The organism is Streptomyces poriticola (assembly GCF_036689765.1).
GTDB lineage: Bacteria > Actinomycetota > Actinomycetes > Streptomycetales > Streptomycetaceae > Streptomyces > Streptomyces poriticola.
The window spans coordinates 448,608-460,684 of sequence record NZ_JBAGKH010000004.1; the positions used below are offsets into that span (position 1 = coordinate 448,608).

The following is a 12,077-nucleotide window of genomic DNA, read 5'->3' on the forward strand; positions in this document are numbered from 1 at the left end:
AGCGCCGGCCCGCCGGGCTCGGCGCCCGCCGGGCTCAGCGCCCGTCGGGGTCGAGGAGCCGGGTGAGGCGGTCGGAGGCGCGGCGGGCCGCGGCCCGGGGGTCGGCCCCGGTGAGCACCTCGGTCATGTACGCCTTGATCGGGTTGTCCGCCTCGACCCTGCCCCACTCGGGGGTGGCCGGGGTCGCCCGGCCCTGCGCGGCCCCGGCCGCCATCGCCGCGGCCCCTTCCTCACCCGCCACCGCGCCCGCGAGCGACTTCTTGTTGGGCACGTAGTTCATGGTGCGGGCCAGCTCGGTGTTCCACTTCTCGCCGGTGAGCGCCTCGATGACGGCGACGGCGGCCTCCCGGTCGTCGGTGTTCCTCGGGATCACCAGGTCGGAGCCGCCCGTGAAGACGGCGCCCGGGCGGTCGGCGCTCTTGCCGGGCACGGGGAAGAAGCCGAGCCTGTCCTTCAGTCCGGGGTTCTGCCCGATGATGGCCTGGGCCAGGCCCGGCACCGCCACGAGCTGCGCGACCCGCCCTCCGGCGAACACCCCGGCCTGCGGCGGGGTCTCCTCGTCGGCGTCGACCGGACCGTCGCCCAGCGCCTGGAGGCTGCGGTAGAACTCCATGCCGCGCAGCGCGGCCGGGGTGTGCAGGGCGCCCTCCCAGGCGGCGCCGCGCTGGGCGGCCAGGTCGCCGCCCTCGTCCCAGACGAAGCCGGCGAGTGTGTACCAGTCCTGACCGGCCAGATAGATGCCCTGGTTGCCGCCCGAGTCGAGTTTCTCGGTGATCTCCAGCCATTCCTCCCGGGTGGCCGGCGGTTCGGTGATCCCGGCCTGTGCGAACAGGTCCTTGCGGTAGATGACGACGCGGCTGGCGGCGTACCAGGGGATGCCGAACTGCTGGGACAGGTACTCCCCCGGTTCGGCGAGGCCGGGCAGCCAGTCGCGGATGCCCCAGTCCCGCATCGACTCCAGCGTCAGGTCGAGCAGCCGGCCGCCCTCGGCATACTGGGAGACCTGGGTGTTGCCGACCTCGATGACATCGGGTCCGGCACCCGCGCCGTCCGCCTCCAGTGCGGCGTGCACCTTCTCGCCGATGCCGGTCCACTGCTGGATGCGGATGTCGAGTTCGAGGCCGGGGTGGGTGCGCTCGAACTCCTCGGTGAAGCGGTCCAGGAACTCCCGCGAGGCGCTGTCCTTCATCAGCCACACGGTGACGGCGTGCCGTTCGGAGCCCCCGTCCTGCGGCACCAGGCCGCAGCCGCTGAGCACGGAGGCGGACACACAGGCAAGGGCGAGCAGGCGGCGACGTCTCACGAGGGGTCCTTCTGTCTGGCTGTCTGGCGGACAGGGCGTGGCGCGGCCAGGGTGTGCGCGCACAGGCAGGGGGAGCCCGACGTGGGGGGACGAGCGGATGGCTCGTACGGGTGTCTGGATTTTGGTATGGACCAATGCAGAGGTCAAGGGTCGCCGTGCCGTTGTCCCGACATCTCGCGCGGCGGCCCAGGTTGGGGCACCGTGGAGTGACGTGCACCACATACGGCGCCGTCGCCCCGCGGAGAGGAGCACCCGCATGTCGAACCACACCTACCGGGTCACGGAGATCGTCGGCAGCTCGCCCGACGGCGTGGACCAGGCCGTGCGCAACGGCATCTCCCGCGCCTCGCAGACCCTGCGCAACCTGGACTGGTTCGAGGTGACGCAGGTGCGCGGCCAGATCGAGGAGGGCCGGATCGCCCACTGGCAGGTGGGCCTGAAGGTCGGCTTCCGTCTGGAGAACGGGGCCTGAGGCCCGCCGTCCGGCCGGGACGGCGGCCCTGCTCCGGCCCGCGGGGTCAGGTCCGCCCCTCGCGCTCCTGCGCGGCCGTCAGCTCCGCCGACGGCGCCGCCCAGCGCGCCCGTACGACGGTGAATCCCGCCCGCTCGGCGTCCTCGCAGACCAGTTCGTCGTCGTCCACCAGGACCCGTATCTCACGCGTACGGGCGAGCCGGCCGAGGATCTCCAGTTTGGTGCGCCGGGCCGGCCTGCGGTCGGTGTCGCGCCGCATGTACACCCGCCCCTCGGGCAGACCGTGCGCGGCCAGCCAGTCCAGCGTGTCGGACCGGCAGCGCTCGGGCCGCCCGGTCAGATACACGACCTCGCACTCCTCCGCGCTCTCACGGACCAGCGCGACCCCCGCGGCGAGCGGCGGGTCATGCGGCGCGGCGGCGAAGAACCCGGCCCAGTCGCGGGGCCGGCGCTCCAGGAACCGCTGCCGGTGCGCGGTGCCGGCGAGGGTGTTGTCCAGGTCGAACACGGCCAGCGGACGCTTGCTGCTCTCGGTCACACCCCCCACCCTAGGAGCACCCCGCCGCGCCCCGGCGGTCCGGCCGGCCGGACCGCCGGGCGGGAGCGGGCGGGAATGCGGTGGGCCGTGCGGCGTTGAACTCCGTGTGACCTCCTTGACCGCCCGGACCCGCTTCTCGCTCCTGGACCGCTCCCGCATCCGCGAGGGGCGGCCGCCCGCCGAGGCGCTGCGCGACACCGTGCGGCTGGCGCGGGAGGCGGAGCGGCTCGGCTACCACCGGTTCTGGGTGGCCGAGCACCACGGCGTGCCCGGAGTGGCCGGCTCGGCGCCGACCGTGCTGGCCGCCGCGGTGGCCGGGGCGACCCGCACCATCCGGGTGGGCACCGGCGGGGTGATGCTGCCCAACCACCAGCCGCTCGTCGTGGCCGAGCAGTTCGGCGTGCTGGAGTCGCTGCACCCGGGGCGGATCGACATGGGCCTGGGCCGCTCGGTGGGGTTCACCGACGGGGTGCGCCGGGCGCTGGGCCGGGACCGGGACCGGGCCGACCGCTTCGAGGAGCAGCTGACGGAGCTGCTCGGCTGGTTCGAGGGCACCTCCCCCACCGGTGTGCACGCGCGTCCCGCCGAGGGTCTGGCCGTCCCGCCGTTCGTCCTGGCCATGGGCGAGGGCGCGGCCGTCGCCGCACGGGCCGGGCTGCCGATGGTCATCGGTGACCTGCGCGACCGGGACCGGATGCGCCGCGGCATCGACCGCTACCGCGACGGCTTCCGCCCCTCCCGCTGGGCGAGCGAGCCCTATGTGGTGGTCTCCGGCACCGTGGCCGTGGCGGAGACACCGGCGGCGGCCCGGCGGCTGCTGGTGCCGGAGGCCTGGTCGACGGCGCACTCCCGCACCCACGGCTCCTTCCCGCCGCTGCCTCCCGCCGAGCGGGTCGGGGCCCGCGCGATGACCGCCAAGGAGCGCGGACTCTACGAGGCCGGTCTCGGCGGCCATCTCGCCGGGACGGAGGAGCAGGTCGCCGCCGGGCTGGAGACGCTGCTTCAGGAGACCGGTGCGCAGGAGGTCCTGGTGACCACCAGCACGTACGACCGGGACGCCCTGCTGGACTCCCACCGGCGGCTCGCGCACATCGTCGCGGCAGGGACCGGGGCCGTGCGTGCAGGGGCACACGCATAGAATCGCGGAGTTTGTCCCCTGCCCTGTCCCTGCCCCGTCCCTGCCCGCGCCCGTCCGCCCCGGAGCCTCCCGATGCACCACCCTCACGATCCCTATGTCCGCGTCCGCGGCGCCCGCGAGCACAACCTCCGGGGTGTCGACGTAGACATCCCGCGGGACGTGGTGGCCGCCTTCACCGGCGTGTCGGGGTCGGGCAAGTCGTCGCTGGCGTTCGGCACGATCTACGCCGAGGCGCAGCGCCGCTACTTCGAGTCGGTGGCTCCGTACGCGCGCCGGCTGATCCACCAGGCGGGAGCGCCGAAGGTGGGCGAGGTCACCGGGCTGCCGCCCGCCGTGTCGCTGGAGCAGCGCCGCGCGGCGCCGACCTCCCGGTCCTCCGTCGGCACGGTCACCACGCTGTCCAACTCCCTGCGGATGCTGTTCTCCCGGGCCGGGCACCACCCGCCGGGCGCCGAGCGGCTCGACTCCGACGCGTTCTCGCCCAACACCGCGGCCGGTGCGTGTCCCGGCTGCCACGGACTCGGGCAGGTGCACCGCACCACGGAGGAACTGCTGGTCCCGGATCCGTCGCTGTCGATCCGCGAGGGCGCGGTCGCCGCGTGGCCGGGTGCCTGGCAGGGCAAGAACCTGCGCGACGTCCTCGATGCGCTCGGCTACGACGTCGACCGCCCCTGGCGCGACCTGCCCGCCGCGCAGCGGGAGTGGATCCTGTTCACCGACGAGCAGCCGGTGGTCACGGTGCACCCGGTGCGGGAGGCCGGGCGGATCCACCGCCCCTACCAGGGCACGTACATGAGCGCCCGGCGGTATGTGAGGAAGACCTTCGCCGATTCCCGGAGCGCCACGCTGCGCGCCAGGGCGGAGCGGTTCCTCACCGCCGCGCCCTGCCCGGACTGCGGCGGCGGCAGGCTGCGCCCCGAGGCGCTGGCGGTGACGGTCGGCGGCCGGACCATCGCGGAGCTGGCCGCGCTGCCGCTGGGTGAACTCGCCGCCCACCTGCCCGGGCACGACGAGACGGCCCGGGTGCTCACCGCCGACCTCACGTCCCGGATCGCGCCCGTCGTCGAGCTGGGCCTGGGCTATCTGAGCCTGGACCGCCCGGCGCCGACCCTGTCCGCGGGCGAGCTGCAGCGGCTGCGGCTGGCGACCCAGCTGCGCTCGGGCCTCTTCGGGGTCGTGTACGTCCTGGACGAGCCGTCCGCGGGGCTGCACCCGGCGGACACGGAGGCGCTGCTGACGGTGCTCGAGCGGCTGAAGGCGGCCGGCAACTCGGTGTTCGTGGTGGAGCACCATCTGGACGTGGTGCGGGGCGCCGACTGGATCGTGGACATCGGCCCCCGGGCCGGCGAGCACGGCGGGCGGGTGCTGCACAGCGGGCCGGTCGCGGAACTGGCCGGGGTGGAGGGCTCGCTGACCGCCCGGTACCTCTTCGGCCGCTCCCCCGCGCCGGCCCGGGCGCCGCGCAGCCCGCGCGGCACGCTGACCGTCGGCCCGGTCACCCGGCACAATCTGCGCGGGGTGACCGCCGAGTTCCCGCTCGGCGTCCTCACCGCGGTCACCGGGGTCTCGGGGTCCGGGAAGTCCACCCTGATCGGTGAGATCACCGAGGACCTGCCGGGCGTGCGGCGGCTGGTCCGGGTCGACCAGAAGCCGATCGGGCGGACGCCGCGCTCCAACCTGGCCACGTACACCGGTCTGTTCGACGTCGTGCGCAGGGTCTTCGCGGCGACCGAAGCGGCCCTCGAGCGCGGGTACGGGGTGGGCCGCTTCTCGTTCAACGTCGCGGGCGGCCGCTGCGAGAGGTGCCAGGGCGAGGGGTTCGTCAGCGTCGAGCTGCTGTTCCTGCCGAGCACGTACGCGCCCTGCCCGGACTGCGGCGGGGCGCGCTACAACCCGGAGACGCTCCAGGTGACCCACCGCGGGCGGACCATCGCAGAGGTGCTGGATCTGACGGTGGCGGGCGCGGCGGAGTTCTTCGCGGACACCCCGGCGGCGGCGCGCAGCCTGCGTGCGCTGCTCGACGTCGGTCTGGGCTATCTGCGGCTGGGCCAGCCGGCCACCGAGCTGTCCGGCGGGGAGGCGCAGCGCATCAAGCTGGCGAGCGAGCTCCAGCGGGGGCGCCGCGGACACACCGTCTATCTGCTGGACGAGCCGACGACAGGCCTGCACCCGGCCGATGTCGAGGTGCTGATGCGGCAGCTGCACGGGCTGGCCGACGCCGGGCACACGGTGGTGGTCGTCGAGCACGACATGTCCGTGGTGGCGGACGCGGACCGGGTGATCGACCTGGGGCCGGGCGGCGGCGACGCGGGCGGCCGGATCGTCGCGGCGGGCACGCCCCGGGAGGTGGCCGCGGCGGCGGGCAGCGCGACGGCGCCCTGGCTGGCGCGGGCGCTGGCCGCAGCCGGACCGCCGCCGCGGTGAGGGCCGGGGGTCATCCGGCCGGGTGCGCGTGCGGTGCGTGTACGGGTCCCGTGCGCACCTGCCCCGGTTCGGCGGCGCGGGCGAGGGACCGGCGGTCGGGGTGGGTGCCCGGCGGGATCACGGGCAGCACCCGTGCCTCGGCGACCAGCCCCCGGGCCGACGCCACCCGCCACAGCGAGGCCACGAGGGTGTCCTCGCCGACGAACGCGGGCGCCGTGGTCAGCGCCCGCTCGCCGGTCCGGTAGCGGATGTGGACGGGCTGCACGGGGACACCGGCGTCGAGGGCGGCCTGGAACACGGCCCGGCGGTAGCTGCCCCGGGCGCGCCCGCACCAGGTGCTGCCCTCGGGGAAGACGGCGACCGCGGTGCCGTCCCGCAGCACCCGTGCGATCCGGGCCACGGTCTGCGGCAGGGCGCGCAGCCGGTCCCGCTCGATGAACAGGGCGCCGCCGCGGGCTGCCAGCGGACCGGCCACCGGCCACCGGCGGATCTCGGTCTTGGCCAGCATCCGGGCCGGTCGGACCGCGGCCAGCAGCGGGATGTCCAGCCAGGAGACGTGATCGGCGACCAGGAGCACCCCGCCGTGGGCCGGGGCCTCGCCGGTGATGCGCACCCGTAGGCCCGCGGCCCGCACGATCCACCGGCACCACCGCCGTACCAGGGCGGCGGGGATCCTCGCACCGAGGGGCGAGACGGCGATGCCGGCGAGGATCAGCACCGCGACCGCGGTGAGCCGCAGCACGGCGCGCGGCGCGGTCCGGGCCGCGGAGCGCGCCGGCTCCACACACGCCCCGGGGGTGCAGGGCGCGGCGGGCAGCCAGACGCTCGTCACGCGGGGACGAGGGAGAGGAAGTGGCGCAGGTAGCGCGGGTTGACCCTGCGCATCGGCAGCAGCACGTACAGGTCGGCGACGCCGAAGTCGGGGTCGTGCGCGGGCTCCCCGCAGACCCAGGCGCCCAGCCGGAGGTAGCCGCGCAGCAGCGCCGGGAGGTCGGCACGGGCGGCGGCGGGCCGCCCTCCGTCCGGGACCCACGGGAGCAGCGGCCGTACCCGGTACTCCTCGGGGGCGAGGTGCTTGGCGCGCACCCGGTCCCAGGTGGCGGCGGCGAGGGCGCCCCCGTCGGCGAGCGGGACGGAGCAGCAGCCGGCCAGCCACTCGTGGCCCCGGTCGGTCATGTACCGCGCTATGCCGGCCCAGATCAGCCCGATGACGGCGCCGTCGCGGTGGTCCGGGTGCACGCAGGAGCGGCCGACCTCGACCAGGCCGGGCCGGATCCCGTCCAGTCCGGCGATGTCGAACTCGTTCTCCGCGTAGAGCCGCCCGGCGACCGCTGCCCGCTCCGGCGGCAGCAGCCGGTAGGTGCCGACGACCTGGCCGGTGGTCTCCTCGCGCACCAGGAGGTGGTCGCAGTAGGCGTCGAAGGCGTCGATGTCGTGGCCGGGCTGCGGGCCGGACAGCAGGGCGCCCAACTCCCCCGCGAAGACGTCGTGCCGCAGCCGCTGCGCGGCACGCACGTCCTGCTCGTCGCGGGCGAGGGAGACGGTGTAGCGGGTGGGTGCGGCCGGCTGCGGGGGGCGGTCGGCGGTCAGTACGCCGGTCATGGTGCTCTCCTGGTCACGGCGGGGTTACGGTGGGGCCGGGGTGACGCGTCCGGTCGCACCAGTTCTTCCCAGGCCGGGCGACCAGCGCGTGACCGGCGCCGGGAGAGCGGATGTGGGGATGTTGAATGGCAGGGGCCGCATGCGAGACGGGACCGGGAGGAGCACCTCCCCCGGTCCCGCCCGTCCGCACCTCTTCGGCGAACGCCCTGGGCCGGCCGCTACCGCTTGGCCGCCTTGCGGGTGGCCCGCAGCCACTCCTTGTTCATGCCGGTGATGGACATCAGCGGGATGCCCTTGGGGCAAGCGGTGGCGCACTCACCGGCCAGGGTGCAGCCGCCGAAGCCCTCCTCGTCCATCTGCGCCACCATGTCCAGCACCCGGGTCTCGCGCTCGGGCGCCCCTTGCGGCAGCACATTGAGATGGTTGATCTTGGCGGAGGTGAAGAGCATCGCGGCGCCGTTGGGGCACGCGGCGACACAGGCACCGCAGCCGATGCACTCGGCGTGCTCGAAGGCCAGGTCGGCGTCCGGCTTGGGTACCGGTGCGGCGTGCGCCTCCGGCGCGGAGCCGGTGGGCGCGGTGATGTAGCCGCCGGCCTGGATGATCCGGTCGAAGGCCGACCGGTCGACGACCAGATCCTTCACGACCGGGAAGGCCGCGGCCCGCCAGGGTTCGATGTCGATGGTGTCGCCGTCCTCGAAGGACCGCATGTGCAGCTGGCAGGTGGTGGTGCGCTCGGGGCCGTGTGCGTCGCCGTTGATGACGAGCGAGCAGGCGCCGCAGATGCCCTCGCGGCAGTCGTGATCGAAGGCGACCGGGTCCTCGCCCCTGAGGATGAGCTCCTCGTTGAGGGTGTCGAGCATCTCCAGGAAGGACATGTCGGGTGAGATGCCGTCCACCTCGTAGGTGGACATCGCGCCGTCGGCGTCGGCGTTCCGCTGCCGCCATACGCGCAGGGTGAGCCTCATGCGTAGCTCCGCTGGGTGGGGTGGACGTACTCGAAGACCAGGTCTTCCTCGTGCAGGACGGGGGCGGTGCCCGAACCGGTGAACTCCCAGGCGGCGGCGTAGCCGAAGGTGTCGTCCCGGCGGGCGGCCTCGCCGTCGGGGGTCTGGGACTCCTCCCGGAAGTGGCCGCCGCAGGACTCGGTGCGGTGCAGCGCGTCGAGGCACATCAGCTCGGCGAGCTCGAGGTAGTCGACGATGCGGTTGGCCTTCTCCAGCGACTGGTTGAGCTCCTCGCCGGTGCCGGGGACCTTGATGCGCCGCCAGAACTCCTCGCGGATCTGCGGGATCCGCTCCAGCGCCTTGCGCAGCCCGGCCTCGGAGCGGGCCATGCCGCAGAACTCCCACATCAGCTCGCCCAGTTCGCGGTGGAAGGAGTCCGGGGTGCGGTCGCCGTCGACGGACAGCAGCAGGTTCAGCCGGTCCTCGGTCTCGGCGCGCACCTCCTGGACCACCGGGTGGCCGTCGGTGACCGGGTCGGTGTGCGGATTGCGGGCGAGGTAGTCGTTGATGGTGGCCGGCAGCACGAAGTAGCCGTCGGCCAGGCCCTGCATCAGCGCGGAGGCGCCGAGCCGGTTGGCGCCGTGGTCGGAGAAGTTGGCCTCTCCGATCGCGAACAGGCCGGGGATCGTGGTCTGGAGGTCGTAGTCGACCCACAGTCCGCCCATGGTGTAATGCACGGCCGGGTAGATCCGCATCGGCACCCGGTACGGATCCTCGTCGGTGATCCGCTGGTACATGTCGAAGAGGTTGCCGTACCTGGCCTCGACGGCCTTCCGCCCCATCCGCTCGATCGCGTCGGCGAAGTCCAGGTACACACCCTGTCCCCCGGGTCCGACGCCCCGCCCCTCGTCGCAGACGTTCTTCGCGGCCCGGGAGGCGATGTCCCGCGGTACCAGGTTGCCGAAGGACGGATAGATGCGCTCCAGGTAGTAGTCGCGTTCGTCCTCGGGGATCTGGTCCGCCGGGCGGGTGTCGCCCTTGGCCCTGGGCACCCAGATCCGGCCGTCGTTGCGCAGCGACTCGCTCATCAGCGTCAGCTTGGACTGGTGGTCGCCGGTGCGCGGGATACAGGTCGGATGGATCTGGGTGAAGCAGGGGTTGGCGAAGTGGGCGCCGCGGCGGTGCGCCCGCCAGACGGCGGTCGCGTTGGAGTTCATCGCGTTGGTCGACAGGTAGAAGACGTTGCCGTAGCCGCCGGAGGCCAGCACGACGGCGTCCGCGAAGTAGGTGTCGGTCTTTCCGGTGATCAGGTCCCGGGCGACGATGCCGCGCGCCCGTCCGCCGACGACGATCAGGTCGAGCATCTCCGTGCGCGGGTGCATCTCCACGTTGCCCGCGGCGATCTGCCGGCTGAGGGCCTGGTAGGCGCCGAGGAGGAGCTGCTGGCCGGTCTGGCCACGGGCGTAGAAGGTCCGCGACACCTGGACGCCGCCGAAGGAGCGGGTGTCGAGCAGGCCGCCGTACTCGCGGGCGAAGGGCACGCCCTGTGCCACGCACTGGTCGATGATCTCGACGGATATCTCGGCGAGCCGGTGGACGTTGGACTCGCGCGCCCGGAAGTCGCCGCCCTTGACGGTGTCGTAGAACAGCCGGTGGACGGAGTCGCCGTCGTTGCGGTAGTTCTTCGCCGCGTTGATGCCGCCCTGCGCGGCGATGGAGTGGGCGCGGCGCGGGGAGTCCTGGTAGCAGAACTGGACGACGTGGTAGCCCTGCTCGGCGAGGGTGGCGCCCGCGGAGCCGCCCGCCAGCCCGGTGCCGACGACGATGACGGTGTGCTTGCGCCGGTTGGCCGGGTTGACCAGCTTGGCCTCGAAGCGCCGCCTGTCCCAGCGCTCGGCGATCGGCCCGGCCGGCGCCTTGGTGTCGGCGAGCGGCTCGCCGGTCGTGTAGTTCGCGTATGGGGTGCTCATCTTCAGCTCACCACTCCGGTCATGACACCCACGGGTACGGCGATGAAGCCGGCCGTGAGCAGCAGCGCGAGAACGTTGGCGGCGGTCTTCAGGGCGCGGTCGCGGGTGCGGCTGCCGGCCCCGAGGGTCTGGGCGGCGCTCCAGAAGCCGTGCCGGACGTGCAGGCCGAGGGCGAGCATCGCGACGATGTAGATGACGTTGCCGTACCAGGTGGAGAAGGTGTCCACGACGTTCTGGTAGGGCTTGCCGGCCTCGAAGCCGCCGGGGTGCACGGTGCCGGTGGTCAGGTCCAGGACGTGCCAGACGATGAACAGGCCGAGGATGACCCCGCCCCAGCGCATGGTGCGGGTGGCGTAGCCCGCCCGCGGCTTCCTGTGCACGTAGCCGCGGGGCCGGGCCCTGATGTCGCGGCGGCTGAGCTGGTAGGCGGAGACGGCGTGGGCCACCACGGCGACGACCAGGACGACACGGACGAGCCACAGTGTCCACTCGTAGTGCATGAACGGCTCGCCGACCGTGCGGATCCAGTGTCCGTAGGCGTTGAACTCCTCGGGCCCGAAGTAGACCTTCAGGTTTCCGATCATGTGGACGACCAGGTAGAGCAGCATGACGAGACCGCTGATCGCCATCACTGTCTTCTTGCCGACGGTCGAGTCCCACACGGTGCGTGCCATGGACGGCCGCCGGTCGGTCCGCGTTGCCAGTGCCATGCCACCAGACGCTACGGGGGGACAGACCCATCGGTCCAAGACATGGTCCAGCTTGATTCAATAGATCATGCCTATGATGGTCGTATGCAGTTCCAGCAGCTCCAGTACTTCGTGGCGGTCGCCGAGACCCGGCACTTCACCCGGGCCGCGGAGGCGGTCCATGTCGCGCAGCCGTCGCTGTCGCAGCAGATCAAGGCGCTGGAGCGGGAGCTGGGCGCCGACCTGTTCCTGCGGGCGCGGGGCAACATCACCCTGACCGACGCCGGGGAGGCGCTGCTGCCGCTGGCCCGGCGCATCCTCGCCGACGCCGACACCGCCCGGCACGAGGTGCAGGAGCTGGTGCAGCTGCACAGCGGCCGGGTCCGGCTGGGTGCCACGCCGAGCGTGTGCACGGGTCTGCTCCCGGATGTGCTGCGCGCCTTCCACGACCGCTATCCCGGCATCCGCCTGATGATCGAGGAGGGCGGTTCACACGATCTCGTACGGCATCTCGCGCGCGGTGCGCTGGATCTCGCCCTGGTGGTGCTGCCGCTGCCCACCCCGTCTCCGGCGCTGACCACGGTGGAACTGCTGCGCGAGGACCTCGTGGTGGTGTCGTCACCGGAGGCGCCCCGGCCCGGCGGCGGCCGGCGCGCGGTCCGTGTCGCCGACCTGGCGGGCGAGCGGCTGGTCATGTTCCGGCACGGCTACGACCTGCGGGAGCTGACCGTGACGGCGTGCCGCTCCGCGGGGTTCGAGCCGGACTTCGCGGTGGAGGGCGGGGAGATGGACGCGGTGCTCGGGTTCGCGCGGGCGGGGCTGGGGGTCGCGGTGGTGCCGCGGATGGTGGCGGCCCGGGCCGGGCGCGGATTGCGGGTCACGCCGCTGGCGCGGCCCGGGCTGCACCGCACGATCGCGCTGGCGCACCGCAGTGACGTCGCGCCGCCGAGGGCCGCGCGGGAACTGCAGCGGATGCTGCTGGAGCGGTGAGTGG

At 73.5% G+C, this 12,077-nt stretch carries 11 protein-coding genes; 4 read left to right on the forward strand and 7 right to left on the reverse strand.

Going from position 1 to position 12,077, the window contains the following annotated elements; translation table 11 throughout:
- Positions 1-34: 34 nt before the first annotated feature.
- Complete coding sequence (locus V5O46_RS09675) at positions 35-1,303, reverse strand: extracellular solute-binding protein (RefSeq protein ID WP_332884071.1); 1,269 nt, start codon at positions 1,301-1,303, stop codon at positions 35-37.
- A 256-nt stretch (positions 1,304-1,559) separates the two neighbouring features.
- On the opposite strand from V5O46_RS09675, the gene V5O46_RS09680 reads away from it, so the two are divergent.
- Positions 1,560-1,775, forward strand: coding sequence for a dodecin (locus V5O46_RS09680; protein ID WP_332884072.1), 216 nt, complete (start codon positions 1,560-1,562; stop codon positions 1,773-1,775).
- 46 nt (positions 1,776-1,821) lie between these two features.
- Here V5O46_RS09680 and V5O46_RS09685 read toward each other — a convergent pair whose 3' ends face one another.
- Positions 1,822-2,313 carry a phosphatase domain-containing protein gene (locus V5O46_RS09685; protein ID WP_332884073.1) on the reverse strand — a complete coding sequence of 164 codons (492 nt, stop codon included), beginning with the start codon at positions 2,311-2,313 and terminating at the stop codon, positions 1,822-1,824.
- 106 nt (positions 2,314-2,419) lie between these two features.
- Between V5O46_RS09685 and V5O46_RS09690 the strand changes: the two genes are divergently transcribed.
- Together V5O46_RS09690 and V5O46_RS09695 are read left to right on the forward strand one after the other, a co-directional pair.
- Positions 2,420-3,451, forward strand: coding sequence for an LLM class flavin-dependent oxidoreductase (locus tag V5O46_RS09690; RefSeq protein WP_332884074.1), 1,032 nt, complete (start codon positions 2,420-2,422; stop codon positions 3,449-3,451).
- A gap of 72 nt (positions 3,452-3,523) precedes the next feature.
- Positions 3,524-5,875, forward strand: a complete 2,352-nt coding sequence (locus V5O46_RS09695; RefSeq protein WP_332884075.1) for an excinuclease ABC subunit UvrA — start codon at positions 3,524-3,526, stop codon at positions 5,873-5,875.
- Positions 5,876-5,885: 10 nt separating this feature from the next.
- On the opposite strand, the gene V5O46_RS09700 is transcribed toward V5O46_RS09695, so the two are convergent.
- The 5 genes from V5O46_RS09700 to V5O46_RS09720 form a co-directional block, all read right to left on the reverse strand.
- Positions 5,886-6,707, reverse strand: a complete 822-nt coding sequence (locus tag V5O46_RS09700; RefSeq protein ID WP_332884076.1) for a lysophospholipid acyltransferase family protein — start codon at positions 6,705-6,707, stop codon at positions 5,886-5,888.
- A complete protein-coding gene (locus V5O46_RS09705) occupies positions 6,704-7,477 on the reverse strand; it encodes a GNAT family N-acetyltransferase (protein ID WP_332884077.1) in 774 nt (257 codons plus the stop codon). Before V5O46_RS09705 ends, V5O46_RS09700 begins: the two co-directional genes overlap by 4 nt.
- 218 nt (positions 7,478-7,695) lie before the next feature.
- Positions 7,696-8,445: a succinate dehydrogenase/fumarate reductase iron-sulfur subunit gene (locus V5O46_RS09710; protein ID WP_332884078.1), complete on the reverse strand. Its 750-nt coding sequence runs from the start codon at positions 8,443-8,445 to the stop codon at positions 7,696-7,698.
- Complete coding sequence (locus V5O46_RS09715; protein ID WP_332884079.1) at positions 8,442-10,394, reverse strand: fumarate reductase/succinate dehydrogenase flavoprotein subunit; 1,953 nt, start codon at positions 10,392-10,394, stop codon at positions 8,442-8,444. Before V5O46_RS09715 ends, V5O46_RS09710 begins: the two co-directional genes overlap by 4 nt.
- 2 nt (positions 10,395-10,396) lie before the next feature.
- Positions 10,397-11,068 carry a succinate dehydrogenase gene (locus tag V5O46_RS09720; RefSeq protein WP_332884137.1) on the reverse strand — a complete coding sequence of 224 codons (672 nt, stop codon included), beginning with the start codon at positions 11,066-11,068 and terminating at the stop codon, positions 10,397-10,399.
- 120 nt (positions 11,069-11,188) lie between these two features.
- On the opposite strand from V5O46_RS09720, the gene V5O46_RS09725 reads away from it, so the two are divergent.
- Positions 11,189-12,073 carry a LysR family transcriptional regulator gene (locus tag V5O46_RS09725; protein WP_332884080.1) on the forward strand — a complete coding sequence of 295 codons (885 nt, stop codon included), beginning with the start codon at positions 11,189-11,191 and terminating at the stop codon, positions 12,071-12,073.
- Positions 12,074-12,077: the final 4 nt, after the last annotated feature.

Excerpts from the sequence above, each read along its gene's own strand:
- V5O46_RS09695 (WP_332884075.1), top strand. The coding sequence starts at position 3,524 with ATGCACCACCCTCACGATCCCTATGTCCGCGTCCGCGGCGCCCGCGAG.
- V5O46_RS09725 (WP_332884080.1), top strand. The coding sequence starts at position 11,189 with ATGCAGTTCCAGCAGCTCCAGTACTTCGTGGCGGTCGCCGAGACCCGG.
- V5O46_RS09720 (WP_332884137.1), bottom strand. The coding sequence starts at position 11,068 with ATGGCACGCACCGTGTGGGACTCGACCGTCGGCAAGAAGACAGTGATG.
- V5O46_RS09715 (WP_332884079.1), bottom strand. The coding sequence starts at position 10,394 with ATGAGCACCCCATACGCGAACTACACGACCGGCGAGCCGCTCGCCGAC.
- V5O46_RS09710 (WP_332884078.1), bottom strand. The coding sequence starts at position 8,445 with ATGAGGCTCACCCTGCGCGTATGGCGGCAGCGGAACGCCGACGCCGAC.
- V5O46_RS09680 (WP_332884072.1), top strand. The coding sequence starts at position 1,560 with ATGTCGAACCACACCTACCGGGTCACGGAGATCGTCGGCAGCTCGCCC.
- V5O46_RS09705 (WP_332884077.1), bottom strand. The coding sequence starts at position 7,477 with ATGACCGGCGTACTGACCGCCGACCGCCCCCCGCAGCCGGCCGCACCC.